The organism is Croceicoccus sediminis (genome assembly GCF_007570835.1).
Classification (GTDB): Bacteria; Pseudomonadota; Alphaproteobacteria; order Sphingomonadales; family Sphingomonadaceae; genus Croceicoccus; species Croceicoccus sediminis.
Map to the genome: position 1 here is coordinate 130,678 of NZ_SUNC01000004.1, position 15,159 is coordinate 145,836.

Consider the following 15,159-nt stretch of genomic DNA (forward strand, 5'->3'; position numbering starts at 1 on the left):
GCGTCAGGCGCGCGTGACCGCTTCGGCCGCGATCATCCTCGCCTCTGCCTCAAGACCCACTTCGTCGAGGGCCTTGACGATGTGGTAGAGATGCACCGGCGTCATCTGCGACCAGCTGTCGCCCTGCATGCCCAGTGCCATGAGATAAGTCACCAGGACCTGGTTGTTGCGCGATGCGGCAAGCTCGATCGCGCGGGTCCAGCGGGTTTCGCGGCCAAGGTCGAAACCCAGCACGCCGGACAGTTCGTTCGACTTGGCAGGCGCCATTCGCCCAAGCCCTGCCAGCGACGCCACGAGGAACTGCGAGCGGCGCTGCCCCACGCTGTCATCCTCGTCGATGAAAGAACGCACGTCCCCTTCGCTGACGTTTCCGCCAAGCGCCGGGCTGCCGACCATCAGGATGCCCCAGCCCATGCTTCCGCGCTGAACGGTCTGGCCCCAGCGGACCGCGCTGGTATCGAGCCCGGCGGCCATCATCGCCCCGATCAGCAGGCCGGCATCAGCCTCGAACGCGGGGTCGGTCGGCAGGCGCGCGGCGGCATAGGCCGTTAACACGAGGCGGGTATAGAACCGCTTCGACAGGTCCTTTTCGCCCCAGATGTCGCGCATCGCGCCAAGGCGCTGTTCCGCCTCTCCGACATAGGCTTCGCGCAGAAGCGATGCACGCGAGGCTTCTTCGCCGTCGATTTCCGGGTCCGAATATATCTGCGAATAAAGATCGACGAGAGCCGCGCTGGACAGGATGCCCTCGCCCGCCGCGAAGTCCGCACCGCGGGCGCGCTGGATCAGGGGCACAGACGGAGAGATCGCGGCAAGGCGCTGATAATCGGGGCCGCCCGCATCGATCAGGCTGGCTGGCACTTCCGCGCCGGTCGCAGTGGCGAGCGCGTAACGCCAGACGGTCAGTTCATCGACATCGTCCCATTCCAGCGTCACGGCACGGCGCGTGTTGCCGACGGAACCTGCGTACTTCTGTGCCAACAACGAATCGATTTGCGTACCTTCGCTGCGACGGCGCTGCTGTTCGATACGGTCCATGCCGCTGCTTTCGCCCGAAAAGGAGCTGCAGATGCCGCGAAGCAGCTCCCACTCGCGATCCTCACGCGTGCGGGCGTGGAGCCGGACCATCGGGCAGGCGCCCGTGAAATCGCCCAGCGAGACATACGAATCGTAGGCGCTGGCGATCAGCGCAGGGGAATAGTCGGCGGTGTCGACTTCCTGAACGACGGCGCGCGCGATCGTCGCCTCGCCCATGCGGTTGAGAAGGCCCGAGCGAAGCGCGGCGAATTCCACGCCGTCCATTCCCTCGGGCGCGGCAAGCCTGCTGGCCAGGGCGCGGCGGACAAGAATGTGCCCCCAGCGTGAAACCAACGAGCCTTTCGTGCCTTCGAGAACGCGGCGTACGAAAAGCGCCTTGTAGTTGCCGAGCGATCCTTCGCGCATCCCGCCTTCGGACGGCGCGAGGATGCCGACGACATCGGTGGACCGGCGCGCCGCATCGGGAATGTCGAAGGTGGGCTTCAGGCCGAGAATCTCGTCGATCTCGTCGGTGTCCATCTCCTCAAGCTCGTCAAGGCTGGGCAGGCGTTCGAGCAGGCGGCGCGCGGCATCGGCGCGAGAGGACGAAGCGGAAGGCGCAGGCGAAGAACCGCCCGGCACTTGCTGTACCACGGGCTGCGAAACACTGGGCGCTGCCTGTCCGCCGGACTGGGACGAACCGGGGGCCGGGGTCGCACGCGGCGTCGTTGCGGGCGTGGGCGACGGGGCCGGTGCGGGATCATCGAATCCGGGTGGCAGCAGCGATTCCGGCCCGTCCTGCGCGGAAAGCGCGACGACCGGTGCCGCGGCCAGCAAGGCCGCCACGAACAGGGTGCGGCGGGAAAAGACCTTCGACGGGTCCTTCGCGCGCTGGAATCTAGCGGGGCGGTTCACTGGCCGTTCTCCGACCCGCCCGGTCCTGGCTGCACCGGCAATTCCTCCTCGATCCAGCGGGGCTCCTCGCGCCCGCCGTCGATATAGGCGTAGACGAGCAGGATCAGGATTGCGAGAGCAAGGATCGGCAATACGCCCTTGGCTTTGCGCATGAATTTCCTTCTCGACCTGCTCAGCTACGAAACTTTCCCGCCATCTCCGCATCTGCGACGCAGGCATGGCGCTTGCGCGACCGCCTAGCGCAACTATAGGCGGGGCTGCAATGGACCAGAGTGACCCCATGCCCGGCAATTCGACCGGGAATGACAACGCATCGGCGCATGAGAGCGCAGCCCTGCCCGACGCCCGGTCGCTGGCAGGGCTTGCCCGCAGGCTGGATCGCCCGGTCGTGCTGGTCGGCCTGATGGGGGTTGGAAAGTCGACCATCGGGCGCAAGCTGGCGCAGGCGCTGGGCACCAAATTCGTCGATGCCGACGACGCCATCGTCGAAGCGGCGCAGATGTCGATCCCCGAGATCTTCGAGAAGTTCGGCGAACCCTATTTCCGCGATGGAGAACGGCGCGTGATCGCCCGTATCATCGAGGATACGCATGGCCGCCCGGCCGTGATCGCCACCGGGGGCGGCGCGTTCGTCGATCCCGAAACGCGGGCCATGATCCTGGACAAGGCGATCGCGGTATGGCTCGACGGCGATATCGACGTGCTGGTCGAAAGGGTCAGCCGCAAGAACACCCGCCCGCTGCTGGTCGACAAGGACCCGCGCAAAGTCCTGTCCGAACTGATGGAAAAACGACGCCCGGCCTATGCGCAGGCGCATATCCGCGCCGTCAGCGACGCCGGCCCGCAAATGGCCAGCGTTGCGCGCATTCTGGCGGCATTGGAAGAATACGAGGGATGAGCGACATGCGCACGATCGACGTGGAACTGGCCGGACGCGCTTATGAAGTGCGAGTCGGGCCGGGCCTCCTGGAACGGCTTGGCGAAGAATGCGGCCCGCTCTTGCGCAAGGACACCGTCCCCGTCATCACCGACGCGCAGGTCGCCGCGCTTTACCGCGATAAAGTCGATGCGGCGCTGGCCGCCGTGGGCAAGCAGGCCCGCTGGCTGGTCCTTCCCGCCGGAGAGCAGACGAAAAGCTGGGCGCAGCTGGCGCAAGTCGTCGATTTCCTGCTCGCCGAAGGGGTCGACCGCAACGACCGTATCGTCGCGCTGGGCGGCGGGGTTATCGGCGACCTCACCGGCTTTGCCGCCGCGATCCTGAAACGCGGCTGCGGCTTTGTGCAGTTGCCGACGACGCTGCTGGCGCAAGTCGATTCCAGTGTCGGCGGCAAGACCGCGATCAATGTCCCGATGGGCAAGAACCTCGTCGGAGCGTTCCATCAGCCATCGCTGGTCCTTGCCGATACCGACGTGCTGGCCACCCTGCCGCCGCGCGAATTGCGCGCGGGGTATGCCGAAGTCGTGAAATACGGACTGATCGACGACGCCGAATTCTTCGCATGGTGCGAGACGAACGGCCCCGGCCTGCTGAACGGCGATGCCAAGGCTCGGATCGAGGCGGTGAGCCGCTCGGTCGCTGCAAAAGCGCGCGTTGTGGCAGAGGACGAGCGCGAGACGACCGGCACGCGTGCCCTTCTCAACCTCGGTCACACCTTCGGCCATGCGCTGGAGGCGGAAACCGGCTATTCCAGCGCGCTGCTGCACGGCGAAGCGGTCGCCATCGGCATGGTTCTGGCCGCCCGCTATTCAGTGCGGCGCGGGCTGATGGAGCAGCACGAGGCAGACCGGATCGCGGCCCACTTCATGGCCTGCGACATGAAGGCCGAAGTGGCGGAGCTTGCCCTTGATTGCGGCGGACGCCGACTGGCCGATCACATGCTGCACGACAAGAAGATGGACGCAGGGACCCTGCCTTTCCTGCTGATGCGCGGCATCGGCCGGACTTTCCTTGCCAGGGACGTCGAGATCGACGACGTCGCCAGCTTCCTCGACGCCGAACTCAGGTCTCACCACCCGGCTGGTTGACGGGGCCCAGCACGGTCAAGCTTTCGCATGGGCCGTCCGCGATGACCGAAAGGCTGCCATCCGATTCCAGCACGACCGCGGCGATATCCTCGTATCGGCCATGACCCTCCTTGCGGATTTCGGCGATCACTTCATCCCGCGTGAAACGTTCGTTCAGCAAGGCGGTGTCGAGAAACTGCCCATCGCGCAGCAGCAGTTTCGGTTCGCTGCGAACGATCTTGGCAAACCGCTGCCAATGCGCCGAAGTCCTGGAAACGATGTACTGCAGCGCGAGCAGGACCGCAAAGGCGAAAAGGCCTTCGAACAGCTTCACGCTTTTCGAAACGATCGTGCTGGCAAGGACGGAACCGAGCGCGATAGTCACGATAAAATCGAACGCGTTCAGTTTCGACAGCGATCGTTTTCCGTTGATACGCAAAATGACGATAACGGCGGTATAGGCCATGGCCGTTGCCGCAAGGATGCGCAGGAAAGCGTCGATTGAACCGATGAACATGCAGCTTCTACGTTTCGCAGCCGCGATAGGTCCGAACCTCAGGCCGCGGGGATAAGATGCACTGCTTCGAAATCGCTCAGCATGGCCGCGTGGAGAAGTGAGCGATGGCATTTGCCCGCATCGCCGCAGAAGCACAGCAAGGCCACGCGCCGCGAAGAGGCAAGATCGCGCAGCTGCGCCGCCGCGGCCAGTGCTTCGGGCAGTTCGAGCTGTCCGGAATAGACCCGCTCCAGCCCCTTTTGGTCGCCCTTGCGCGCCGCCTCGCGCCCTTCCTTCGGTGTGCCAAGTGGCTTGAAATGGCGGTATTCGATGCCCGCTTCCCGGGCAGCCCCGGCAAGGGCGGTCTTTGAAAAACCGGGCCTTCGCGAAAGCGGCAGGGCCCGCACGTCGGCCAGAACCTCGACCCCGGCAGCGACCAGTGCGTCGATCACGGCGGGGACCGTCGCCTGCTCGTACCCGATGGTCCAGACCTGCTTTGCCATCACCGAACCGCCGTCAGAACAGGCGCGAACCGTTGGGCACCGCCTTGTCGGGCGCGAACAGGGTCACCTCGCCCGCGTCGTCGGCAAAGCCCAAGGTCAGCACTTCGGACATGATCGGACCGATCTGGCGCGGCGGGAAATTGACCACGGCCGCGACCTGTCGCCCGACCAGTTCGTCGCAGGCGTAGTTGGCAACGATCTGCGCGCTCGACTTCTTCGTGCCGATGGTCGGTCCGAAGTCGATCTGCAGGATATAAGCGGGCTTGCGCGCCTTTTCGAAAGGCTGTGCGCCGACCACCGTGCCGACCCGGATATCGATCTTCAGAAACGTGTCGAAGTCGGTCGGGTCGGCAGCGGGGGCGGTATGGTCGTGGAGTAAGTGCATTTACTCCAGTTCGAGGATAATCGCGTCGACTGCAAGGCTGTCGCCCGCCTTTGCGTTCACCTTGGCGACGACACCGGCCTTTTCGGCGCGAAGGATGTTTTCCATTTTCATCGCCTCGATCACGGCCAGCGGCTGCCCGAGCTGGACCTCGTCGCCTTCTTCAACGTTCAGCGACACCAGCAGACCCGGCATCGGACAGACGAGGAACTTGCTCATGTCCGGCGGGATCTTTTCGATCATGTGCTTGTCGAACTTCGCCATGCTGGTCGGCAGGATCCGAAGCGCGTGTTTCGCGCCGCGCGTGGTGAATTCGAAACCGGCGGGCACGGGCTTGATCTGGACGATCAGCTGTTCGCCGCCATCACCGTTCTCATCACTGTCGAACACGGCGGCAAGCGTGCGCTGACCCGGCGTATATTCAAGCGCCATGTCGACCGCTTCACCGTCGACCGAAATCGTGTCTCCGGAAAGTTCGGCATTGTGGAACTCGCCGTCGATCTTGACGCTCCACTTCGCCGGCGGGCGCAGGCGGTTGCCGAGCTGTCCGTCGATACGGCGGGCGCGATCGGCATAGGCGGCCGCGACGAATGCGCCGATCGCGGCAAGCCGGGTGCGCAGCGTGCGGCCCGCAGGCGCGCCTTCGAAGCCTTCGGGATATTCCTCGGCGATGAAGCCGGTGGTCAGTTCGCCCGAACGGAAACGCGGATGCTGCATGATGGCCGACAGGAAATCGATATTGTGACCCAGCCCTTCGATCTCGAACGCGTCGAGTGCCTTGATCTGGAGGTCCGCCGCCTCGTCACGCGTGGGCGCCCAGGTCACCAGCTTGGCGATCATCGGGTCATAGAACATGGAGACTTCGCCGCCTTCCATGACGCCGTCGTCGACGCGAATACCGCCGGTGCCTTCCTCTACGCCGCGGATGCCGCCCTTCCAGCCGGGAACCGGCGGATCATAGCGCACGAGACGGCCCGTGGAGGGCAGGAAACCGCGATAGGGGTCTTCGGCATAGACGCGGTTTTCGATCGCCCAGCCGTCGATCTTCACGTTATCCTGCTTCAAGCCAAGCTCGCCGCCAGCGGCCACCTTGATCATCTGCTCGACAAGATCGACGCCGGTAATCGCCTCGGTCACCGGGTGTTCCACCTGAAGGCGGGTGTTCATTTCGAGGAAGTAGAACGACTGTCCGGTCTTGTCCGCGCCCGATACGATCAGTTCGACCGTGCCCGCGCTGTAATAACCCACGGCCCTGGCAAGGGCGACGCACTGTTCGCCCATCGCCTTGCGCATTTCGGGCGTGACGAAGGGCGAGGGGGCCTCTTCCACGACCTTCTGGTGGCGGCGCTGGATCGAACATTCGCGCTCGTTCAGGTAGATGATGTTGCCGTGCTTATCGCCCAGGATCTGGATTTCGATGTGGCGCGGATTCTCGATGAATTTCTCGATAAAGACGCGGTCGTCGCCAAAGGAATTGAGGCCCTCGCGCTTGGTCGCCTCGAAGCCTTCGCGAACGTCCTTTTCGGAATAGGCAAGGCGCATCCCCTTGCCGCCGCCGCCTGCAGAGGCCTTCATCATCACCGGATAACCGATGTCGTTCGCGATCTCGACCGCGTGTTCGGTGTCGCGGATTTCGCCGACGAAGCCGGGAACCACGTTCACGCCCGCTTCCCGGGCCAGTTTCTTGGATTCAATCTTGTCGCCCATCGCGGCGATCGCATTCACCGGGGGGCCGATGAACTCGATGCCCGCTTCGGCCAGTGCCTCTGCGAACGAAGTGCGCTCAGACAGGAAGCCATAACCGGGGTGAACCGCCTCGGCTCCGGTCTGCTTGCAGGCGTCGATGATCTTGTCCGCGATCAGGTAGGATTCCGCCGCCGGAGCCGGGCCGATGTGGACGGCTTCGTCCGCCATCTGGACGAAGGGCGCGCGGGCGTCGGCGTCCGAATAGACGGCAACCGTCTGGATACCCATGCGGCGCGCGGACTTGATGACGCGACAGGCGATTTCGCCGCGGTTGGCGATCAGGATCTTCTTGAACATCAGGCTGCTTCTTCCCTGGGACCGGGTTTGGATTGATCGAGGCGGCGGTCGGCATAGCCGGCCAGCGCCGCTGCGTAGTGGGGAGCGGCGCGGCGGTCGCCCTCGCCCTCCATGAAACCTTCGATGGACTGCGCGATCCGCGCGACACCGGCATCAGACAGCGTGCCCAGCGGCGCGACATGGACGCCGATGGTAAAGACGATGGCGCCCGATCGGGGCAGCTTGCGCAGCGTTTCCCGCTCACACCGCACGAACAGGCGTTCGTCCGCATTGTCGGCGGTAACACCCGCGAACCGCTGCTCCTGCATGTCGGTGGGCAGATAGCGCCAGTTGCCGTTCGCCATGACGAAGGCATTGGTGCGCCCGAAGATGTGCGGTGCGCGAAGCCCGTCCATGAACTTGTCGACGGCGGTCGAGAGCTGATCGGCGTAGCCATCGATCGGCTCGTGCACGGCCAGCATGGCTTTTCCGATCTTTTCGGCCAAGTGCCAGTCAGTCGGAAAGGCAACGGCCGCGCCGGTCAGAACCCAGCGCCCGGCATCGTCGCGGGTCAGGAGACAGAAATCCTCCCAATGGGCGCGGGCGATCTGTTCGATACCGCCATCGACGCCAAGCACAGCGGCCAGCTCTGCCTCCGCCTCGCGGGCCTCGGGCAGCACGATGACGCTGTCGGGATGCGCGTCGAAAGCCTCGCCGCGCGGCGCGAGGTCCGGTGCACGCGCCAGCCACTCGCTTTCCGGCAGACGCACCAGCCCCATGCGCAGCGGGCCGGAAACCCGTGCGCTGGGAAGCAGCGTCTCTACCGAGAAACCGAGCGACATGGGTTCGTCTTACTCCGCCGCTTCGTCGAGGTCGGCGGGCGGCATGTTGTGGCCAAGCAGGCGCAGCACGTCGGCGGCTGCTTCGACCACGTTTGAGCCCGGGCCGTAGATGCCCTGAACCCCCGCATCGCGCAGGAACTGGTAGTCGCTGGGCGGAATGACGCCGCCTGCGGTAACCTTGATGTCCGCCCGGCCCGCTTCCTTCAGCAGGTTGATCAGTTCGGGGATCAGCGTCTTGTGACCGGCGGCAAGCGACGATGCACCGATCAGGTCCACGCCGTTTTCCAGCGCCATGTCCCGCGTTTCGGCAGGGGTCTGGAACAGAGGGCCGGAAACCACGTCGAAGCCCATGTCGGCAAAGGCCGAGGCGATGACGTTCGCGCCGCGATCATGGCCGTCCTGGCCCATCTTGGCGATCATCACCCTGGGCGTGCGGGCAAGACGGCGGGCGACGGCTTCGACGCCGTCGACGACAGCCTGATAGCGGTCGTCACCGGCATAGGCGGCGCCGTAAACGCCCTTCACCGGGCGCGGCATCGTGTCGTAGCGACCGAAGGCGGCCTCCATCGCGTCCGAAATCTCGCCAAGGCTGGCGCGTTCGCGGGCGGCATCGACGGCAAGCGCGAGCAGGTTGCCATTGCCCTTCGCTCCTTCGCGCAGGGCATCGAGTGCGGCCTGGCATTTCGCCTCGTCGCGGGTCGCACGCATCTTTTCGAGCCGGGCGATCTGGGACTGGCGGACGGCAGTGTTGTCGATGTCCAGCGTCTCGATCGGGTCCTCGTCCTTCAGGCGGAACTTGTTCACGCCGACGATGACATCTTCGCCCCTGTCGACGCGGGCCTGACGACCAGCAGCGGCTTCCTCGATCATCGCCTTGGGCCAGCCGGCGGCGACCGCCTTGGCCATGCCGCCTTCACGCTCGACACGCTCGATGATTTCCCACGCCTCGTCGACCAGCGCCTTGGTCAGCGCCTCGACGTAATAGGAACCGCCCAGTGGGTCGACCACGTTGGTCATGCCCGTTTCTTCCTGGATCACGATCTGCGTGTTGCGCGCGATGCGGGCCGAGAAGTCGGTGGGAAGCGCGATGGCTTCGTCCAGCGCGTTGGTGTGCAGCGACTGCGTCCCGCCCAGCATCGCGGCCATCGCCTCGATCGTGGTGCGCATGACGTTGTTGTAGGGGTCCTGCTCGGTCAGCGAGACACCGCTGGTCTGGCAGTGGGTGCGCAGCATCTTGGACCGTTCCGACTGCGCGCCAAGCTGCGTCATCGCGCGGTGCCAAAGGGTGCGGGCGGCACGAAGCTTCGCGATCTCCATGAAGAAGTTCATGCCGATGGCGAAGAAGAACGACAGGCGCCCTGCAAACTTGTCGATGTCGAGCCCGCTGGCCACGCCATACTTCACGTATTCCATACCGTCGGCGATGGTGAAGGCCAGTTCCTGCACCTGCGTCGCACCGGCTTCCTGCATGTGGTAGCCGGAAATGGAAATGCTGTTGAATTTCGGCATGTTATCCGCGGTATATGCGAAGATGTCCGAAATGATCCGCATGCTGGGTTCGGGCGGATAGATGTAGGTATTGCGGACCATGAACTCCTTCAGAATGTCGTTCTGAATGGTCCCGGTCAGCTGGTCGGGGGAAACGCCCTGTTCCTCGGCCGCGATGATATAGAAGGCAAGGCATGGGATGACCGCGCCGTTCATCGTCATCGACACGCTCATCTGGTCGAGCGGAATCTGATCGAAGAGGATCTTCATGTCCTCGACGGAATCGATCGCGACACCCGCCTTGCCGACGTCGCCGACAACACGCGGGTGATCGGAATCGTAACCGCGGTGGGTCGCAAGGTCGAACGCGACCGACAGTCCCTTTTGCCCGGCGGCAAGGTTGCGGCGATAAAAGGCGTTCGATTCCTCTGCGGTCGAGAAACCGGCATACTGGCGGATCGTCCAGGGACGGCCCGCGTACATCGACGCCTTAACCCCGCGCGTGAACGGGGCGAAACCGGGCAGGCCCGGGTCCCACCCCTCGACATCGGCCTCGGTATAAAGCGGCTTTACATCGATGCCTTCGGGCGTGTGCCAGGTCAGGTCGCGACCCTTCACTTCCTTGTCGGCAAGGGCTTCCCAGTCTTTGACGGTCTTGTCGGTCATGTCCGGTCCTTGAAAGGGCTCAGCGGCCCTTGAATTGGGGTTTGCGCTTTTCGCCGAACGCGGCGATCGCTTCCTTGAAATCTTCGGTAAAGCCAGCGACGCGCTGGTTGTCGCGCTCGATCTCGAGCGTCTGCGACAGGCCTTGCTCGACGGCTGCATTAACCTGGCGGCGGATAAGGCCGATGGCCTTCGACGGTCCCTTGGCCAGACGGCCCGCGATTTCCTGCGCGCGGGCAAGTGTCGTATCGTCGTCGGCCAGTTCGGCAACGAGGCCCATGGAAAGTGCCTCTTCCGCCGAAATCTTCTCGCCCATCAGCGCCATCTTCATCGCGCGCTGGCGGCCCACGCTGGACGCGACCAGCCAGGTAGCGCCCGCATCGGGGACAAGCCCGATGTTGACGAAGGCGAGCAGGAGATAGGCGCCCTTGGCCATGACCGCGATGTCCCCGCACAGCGCAAGGCTAAGCCCCGCACCCACGGCCGGACCGTTGATCGCGGTAACGAGCGGAACCGGCAGGTCCATCAGCTTGCGCGTAAAGGGGTTGTAATGGTCTTCGATGATCTGGCCGAGGTCATCGGGCAGGCCATCATAACCCGCGCCATCGGGCATCAGGTCCGCGCCGGAACAGAACGCTCGTCCCTCGCCCGACAGCACGAAAGCGCGCGTGCCCGAAGCAAGCGCAGCGTCGATCGCGTCGGAAAGTTCGTCGAACACGTTGGGCGTGATCGCGTTCATCTTGTCGGACCGCGCCAGTTTCAGCGTGGTGACGTAATCCGCGGTCTCGGCAGTGATGAATTGATAGGCCATCAGTGCGCCCCGTCCTTCGGCGTTTCCATGATCTCGGTCAGCATGCCCAGCATGTCCTTGGGATGGACGAAGAAGATCGGCGTTCCGTGCGCCCCGATGCGTGTGGGACCCAGGATGCGTTTGCCGATTCCTTCGAAATATTCGCGCGCCGCCGCGATGTCGGGCACTTCGAAACAGACGTGATGCTGGCCGCCCAGCGGGTTCTTCGCGATGAAGCCTGCCACCGGCGAATTTTCATCCAGCGGGCTCAACAGTTCGACCTGTGTCCCTTCGGTTCCGTCAAGGCCGGGCGTATTCACGAAACAGACCTTCACGCCCTGTTCGGGCAAGTCGAAAGGTTCGGTGATGACCGCGGCCCCCATGACGTCGCGGTAGTGCGCGATGGCAGCATCCATGTCGGGCACCGCGTAGCCCAGGTGGTTCATGCGTCCCAGTTTCATGCAGCCTCTCCGAATACGGGCTCTATCGTCATCTCGCTCTTCAGCGAGTTCGCGATGATACAGGATTTGTGCGCACGGTGGTGCAGGTCGTCGATCTGGTCCGCCGAAGGCCGGTTGTCGCCGACGAACGTGGCACAGGGCCGCATCGCGATGGTCGCGACCCACGGATCGCCCGCCTCGTTCTTTTCCACGCGGCCGACGGGATTGTCTTCGTACCGATCGATGGAAAAACCCGCCTTCGCGGCGTAGGCAAGGAAATAGAGCATGTGACAGCTCGCCGCAGAGGCCAGCAGCGCCTCTTCGGGGTCAACCGCGCTTTCGTCGATCAGTTCGGGCGGCAGATATCCGGGCGCAGCGCAACCGGCCACGACCGCGCCGCCGTCGAAGTGCCATTCGTGTCGGCGGTTGTAGCGATTGGTGGTGAACACCTCGCCCTCACCGATCTGCCAGCGCACCTTTGCCGTGTATTCGCCCATCGCGATATCCTCAGAGCGGGATGTTGTCGTGCTTCTTCCACGGGTTCGCCAGCTCCTTGCCGCGAAGCTTGCGCAGGCCCAGCGCGATGCGCCGCCGCGTGGAATGCGGCATGATGACCTCGTCGATGAAGCCCTTGCTCGCCGCAACGAAGGGATTGGCGAAGCGGTCTTCGTATTCCTTGGTCTTCTCGGCGATCTTTTCCGGGTTGTCGCGATCCTGGCGGAAGATGATCTCAACCGCGCCCTTTGCGCCCATCACCGCGATTTCCGCGGTTGGCCAGGCATAGTTGAGGTCGCCGCGAAGGTGCTTCGACGCCATGACGTCATAGGCGCCGCCATAGGCCTTGCGCGTGATGACGGTGATCTTCGGGACGGTCGCTTCGGCATAGGCGAACAACAGCTTCGCGCCGTGCTTGATGATGCCGTTATGCTCCTGATCGGTGCCGGGCAGGAAGCCGGGAACGTCCACGAAAGTCAGGATCGGGATGTTGAAGGCATCGCAGAACCGCACGAAGCGCGCGGCCTTTTTCGAGGAATCGATGTCGAGCACGCCGGCCAGCACCATCGGCTGGTTCGCGACGATGCCCACGGAGCGCCCTTCGATACGGCCGAAACCGCAAATGATGTTCGCCGCGTGCCTGGGCTGGATTTCGAAGAACTCGCCCTCGTCCACCGTTTTACGGATGACTTCGTGCATGTCGTAGGGCTGGTTGGCCGATGCCGGGATGATCGTGTCGAGGCTTTCCTCGAACCGGTCCCACGGATCGCTCGTCGGGCGTTCGGGTACGTCTTCACGGTTGGAGGCGGGCAGAAAGTCCATGAAATCGCGCGCGCGAAGTAGCGCGACGATGTCGTTTTCGCAGGCAAGGTCGGCCACGCCCGACTTCACCGTGTGAGTGGACGCGCCGCCAAGCTCTTCCTGCGTCACGACTTCATTGGTGACCGTCTTCACCACTTCGGGGCCGGTGACGAACATGTAGGAGCTGTCTTCGACCATGAAGATGAAGTCGGTCATCGAGGGCGAATAGACCGCCCCGCCAGCACAGGGCCCCATGATGAGCGAAAGCTGCGGGATGACGCCCGATGCCAGGACATTGCGCTGGAACACCTCGGCATAGCCGCCGAGCGAGGCGACGCCTTCCTGGATGCGGGCACCGCCCGAATCGTTGAGACCGATGACCGGTGCGCCGACCTTCATCGCCGCGTCCATCACCTTGCAGATCTTTTCCGCGTGACGTTCCGACAGCGAACCGCCGAACACGGTGAAATCCTGGCTAAAGACATAGACGAGACGGCCGTTGATCGTGCCCGAACCGGTGACGACACCGTCGCCGGGAATATGCTGTTCGGCCATGCCGAAATCGACGCAGTTGTGTTCTACGTACATGTCGATTTCTTCGAAGCTATCCTCGTCGAGCAGCACTTCGAGGCGTTCGCGCGCGGTCAGGCGGCCCTTGGCATGCTGGGCATCGATGCGCTTCTGACCGCCACCCAGCTTGGCTGCGGCGCGGCGACGTTCGACTTCGGCGATATTGGCGGACATCCGGTCGGGCTCCCTTCGGGCCGCGGGCGCGGCCTCACATGACGAACTGCGCCTATCCGGCCCTTGGGCGGGCAAGTCCAATGCAAATTTGCAAAATCACGACAAGAGGTTTTGCAAAACTTCGCAGGGCCGATAAGACGTTCTGGTCATGAGCAAACCACATCGCATCTTCGCTGGCCAGTCCGTACGCGCCCTGCGCGAACGTCATGGCATGAAGCAGGCCCAGATGGCCAAGGCGCTGTCGATCTCGGTTTCCTACCTTTCGCAGATCGAGAACGACGACCGCCCGCTGACCGCGCCGATCCTTGCGACACTGACCCGCCGCTTCGGGATGGAGCGGGACGAAATCGGCGGTGAAAGTTCCGATGCACGGGCAGAGGCGCTGCTGCAGGCCGCGTCGGACCCCATCTTTACCGAACCGCTGGACGAGGCATTGGCCACACGTGCCGTCCGGCAATTGCCGCACCTGGCTGAACGGTTCGTCTCGCTCCACCGTGCCTACCGCGATGCGGGCGAACGGCTGCAGATCCTGGACGAGGCGCTGGGCGCAGGCACGGACAGCGCCGCGCGCCTGCCATGGGAAGAAGTGCGCGACTGGTTCCACGACGCGGGCAATTACATCGACACGCTGGACCGCGCGGCAGAACGGCTTGCCGCCCGGCTTTCGGGCGATGCGCCCTCGCCCGGCACTTATGCGCTGGAACGGTTCGGACAGAATGCACTGGGCCTAGGCGTGGTGGAAGGCGACGGCACTACGCTGCGCAAGTTGGACGGAAACCGCATCGTGCTCGACAGCGCGCAGCCAGCCGAGACCCGCCGGTTCCAGCTTGCCCACCAGATCGTCGCCATCGCGCTGGAAAGCGAGATCGGGCAAGTGGTCGAAACTTCGGGACTCGCGACGCAGGCGGCGCGGCAATTGCTGGCGATGGGGCTTGCCAACTATACCGCCGGCGCGCTGCTGATGCCCTATGCCGCCTTTCGCGAAGCTGCGCTGGCGGAACGACATGATATCGACCGGCTGACCCGCCGCTTCTCGGTCAGTTTCGAACAGGCGTGCCACCGGTTATCGACCCTGCAGCGCCCCGAAGAACGCGGCATCCCTTTCTTTTTCTGCCGGGTCGACATGGCGGGCAACATCACCAAGCGCCATTCGGCCACGCGCCTGCAGTTCGCGCGATTTGGCGGGGCCTGCCCGTTGTGGATCGTGCACGAGGCCGTCGCCATCCCCGACCGCATCCTGACCCAGCTGGCCGAAATGCCCGACGGGGTCCGCTATGTCTCCATGGCCAAGGGATTGGTGAAGCCATCGGGCAGCTTTGCCCGCCCACCCCGCCGCTATGCCGTGGCGCTGGGGTGCGAGGCCGAACATGCCGCTAGCTTCATCTATGCCGATGGGCTGGACCTGGCCGCGCGGTCGGCGGCGACGCCAATCGGGACCAGTTGCCGCATCTGCCCGCGCGAAAATTGCGATCAACGCGCCTTTCCGCCCGGCGACCGCGCGATCGTGGTCGACCGCAACGAACGCGGGGTCGTGCCCTATTCCATCGGGTAAGCGGG

General features: G+C 64.2%; 15 protein-coding genes. 3 read left to right on the top strand and 12 right to left on the bottom strand.

The genetic code is table 11. The features are described 5' to 3' along the window. Positions 1-3 precede the first annotated feature (3 nt). On the bottom strand, positions 4-1,932 hold the full coding sequence (locus FAX90_RS13720; RefSeq protein WP_240704918.1) for a hypothetical protein: 1,929 nt from the start codon (positions 1,930-1,932) through the stop codon (positions 4-6). After that, positions 1,929-2,084 carry a hypothetical protein gene (locus tag FAX90_RS16635; RefSeq protein WP_170234992.1) on the bottom strand — a complete coding sequence of 52 codons (156 nt, stop codon included), beginning with the start codon at positions 2,082-2,084 and terminating at the stop codon, positions 1,929-1,931. The genes FAX90_RS13720 and FAX90_RS16635 overlap by 4 nt, the downstream gene beginning before the upstream one ends. 110 nt (positions 2,085-2,194) lie before the next feature. Between FAX90_RS16635 and FAX90_RS13725 the strand changes: the two genes are divergently transcribed. Continuing rightward, the gene (locus tag FAX90_RS13725; protein ID WP_240704919.1) at positions 2,195-2,830 is read left to right on the top strand and encodes a shikimate kinase; all 636 of its coding nucleotides are present in this window, start codon (positions 2,195-2,197) and stop codon (positions 2,828-2,830) included. Positions 2,831-2,835: 5 nt separating this feature from the next. Further along, positions 2,836-3,957, top strand: coding sequence for a 3-dehydroquinate synthase (aroB, locus tag FAX90_RS13730; RefSeq protein WP_144098221.1), 1,122 nt, complete (start codon positions 2,836-2,838; stop codon positions 3,955-3,957). On the opposite strand, the gene FAX90_RS13735 is transcribed toward aroB, so the two are convergent. The 10 genes from FAX90_RS13735 to FAX90_RS13780 are packed head-to-tail and all read right to left on the bottom strand — an operon-like array spanning position 3,932 to position 13,602. Beyond that, complete coding sequence (locus FAX90_RS13735) at positions 3,932-4,453, bottom strand: DUF421 domain-containing protein (protein WP_144097992.1); 522 nt, start codon at positions 4,451-4,453, stop codon at positions 3,932-3,934. The genes aroB and FAX90_RS13735 overlap by 26 nt on opposite strands. Positions 4,454-4,491: 38 nt before the next feature. Beyond that, positions 4,492-4,935 carry a DUF488 domain-containing protein gene (locus FAX90_RS13740; RefSeq protein ID WP_144097993.1) on the bottom strand — a complete coding sequence of 148 codons (444 nt, stop codon included), beginning with the start codon at positions 4,933-4,935 and terminating at the stop codon, positions 4,492-4,494. Between the two features lie 13 nt (positions 4,936-4,948). After that, positions 4,949-5,320: a tRNA-binding protein gene (locus tag FAX90_RS13745; RefSeq protein WP_144097994.1), complete on the bottom strand. Its 372-nt coding sequence runs from the start codon at positions 5,318-5,320 to the stop codon at positions 4,949-4,951. Then, the gene (locus FAX90_RS13750) at positions 5,321-7,360 is read right to left on the bottom strand and encodes an acetyl-CoA carboxylase biotin carboxylase subunit (RefSeq protein ID WP_144097995.1); all 2,040 of its coding nucleotides are present in this window, start codon (positions 7,358-7,360) and stop codon (positions 5,321-5,323) included. It lies immediately after the preceding gene. After that, positions 7,360-8,181 carry a heme-dependent oxidative N-demethylase subunit alpha family protein gene (locus FAX90_RS13755; protein ID WP_144097996.1) on the bottom strand — a complete coding sequence of 274 codons (822 nt, stop codon included), beginning with the start codon at positions 8,179-8,181 and terminating at the stop codon, positions 7,360-7,362. Before FAX90_RS13755 ends, FAX90_RS13750 begins: the two co-directional genes overlap by 1 nt. 9 nt (positions 8,182-8,190) lie before the next feature. After that, a complete protein-coding gene (scpA, locus tag FAX90_RS13760) occupies positions 8,191-10,335 on the bottom strand; it encodes a methylmalonyl-CoA mutase (protein WP_144097997.1) in 2,145 nt (714 codons plus the stop codon). Between the two features lie 19 nt (positions 10,336-10,354). Beyond that, positions 10,355-11,143 (bottom strand): enoyl-CoA hydratase-related protein, encoded by a 789-nt coding sequence (locus FAX90_RS13765; protein ID WP_144097998.1) that lies wholly within the window; start codon positions 11,141-11,143, stop codon positions 10,355-10,357. Beyond that, positions 11,143-11,583, bottom strand: coding sequence for a methylmalonyl-CoA epimerase (gene mce, locus FAX90_RS13770; protein WP_144097999.1), 441 nt, complete (start codon positions 11,581-11,583; stop codon positions 11,143-11,145). Before mce ends, FAX90_RS13765 begins: the two co-directional genes overlap by 1 nt. Continuing rightward, positions 11,580-12,059, bottom strand: a complete 480-nt coding sequence (locus FAX90_RS13775) for an OsmC family protein (RefSeq protein WP_144098000.1) — start codon at positions 12,057-12,059, stop codon at positions 11,580-11,582. The genes mce and FAX90_RS13775 overlap by 4 nt, the downstream gene beginning before the upstream one ends. Before the next feature lie 10 nt (positions 12,060-12,069). After that, a complete protein-coding gene (locus FAX90_RS13780) occupies positions 12,070-13,602 on the bottom strand; it encodes an acyl-CoA carboxylase subunit beta (protein ID WP_144098001.1) in 1,533 nt (510 codons plus the stop codon). 148 nt (positions 13,603-13,750) lie between these two features. Here FAX90_RS13780 and FAX90_RS13785 point away from each other — a divergent pair, with 148 nt between their 5' ends. Beyond that, positions 13,751-15,154 (top strand): helix-turn-helix domain-containing protein, encoded by a 1,404-nt coding sequence (locus FAX90_RS13785; protein WP_144098002.1) that lies wholly within the window; start codon positions 13,751-13,753, stop codon positions 15,152-15,154. Positions 15,155-15,159 lie beyond the last annotated feature (5 nt).

Excerpts from the sequence above, each read along its gene's own strand:
- FAX90_RS16635 (WP_170234992.1), bottom strand. The coding sequence starts at position 2,084 with ATGCGCAAAGCCAAGGGCGTATTGCCGATCCTTGCTCTCGCAATCCTG.
- mce (WP_144097999.1), bottom strand. The coding sequence starts at position 11,583 with ATGAAACTGGGACGCATGAACCACCTGGGCTACGCGGTGCCCGACATG.
- FAX90_RS13740 (WP_144097993.1), bottom strand. The coding sequence starts at position 4,935 with ATGGCAAAGCAGGTCTGGACCATCGGGTACGAGCAGGCGACGGTCCCC.
- scpA (WP_144097997.1), bottom strand. The coding sequence starts at position 10,335 with ATGACCGACAAGACCGTCAAAGACTGGGAAGCCCTTGCCGACAAGGAA.
- aroB (WP_144098221.1), top strand. The coding sequence starts at position 2,836 with ATGCGCACGATCGACGTGGAACTGGCCGGACGCGCTTATGAAGTGCGA.
- FAX90_RS13735 (WP_144097992.1), bottom strand. The coding sequence starts at position 4,453 with ATGTTCATCGGTTCAATCGACGCTTTCCTGCGCATCCTTGCGGCAACG.
- FAX90_RS13745 (WP_144097994.1), bottom strand. The coding sequence starts at position 5,320 with ATGCACTTACTCCACGACCATACCGCCCCCGCTGCCGACCCGACCGAC.
- FAX90_RS13765 (WP_144097998.1), bottom strand. The coding sequence starts at position 11,143 with ATGGCCTATCAATTCATCACTGCCGAGACCGCGGATTACGTCACCACG.
- FAX90_RS13725 (WP_240704919.1), top strand. The coding sequence starts at position 2,195 with ATGGACCAGAGTGACCCCATGCCCGGCAATTCGACCGGGAATGACAAC.
- FAX90_RS13780 (WP_144098001.1), bottom strand. The coding sequence starts at position 13,602 with ATGTCCGCCAATATCGCCGAAGTCGAACGTCGCCGCGCCGCAGCCAAG.
- FAX90_RS13750 (WP_144097995.1), bottom strand. The coding sequence starts at position 7,360 with ATGTTCAAGAAGATCCTGATCGCCAACCGCGGCGAAATCGCCTGTCGC.
- FAX90_RS13755 (WP_144097996.1), bottom strand. The coding sequence starts at position 8,181 with ATGTCGCTCGGTTTCTCGGTAGAGACGCTGCTTCCCAGCGCACGGGTT.
- FAX90_RS13775 (WP_144098000.1), bottom strand. The coding sequence starts at position 12,059 with ATGGGCGAATACACGGCAAAGGTGCGCTGGCAGATCGGTGAGGGCGAG.
- FAX90_RS13785 (WP_144098002.1), top strand. The coding sequence starts at position 13,751 with ATGAGCAAACCACATCGCATCTTCGCTGGCCAGTCCGTACGCGCCCTG.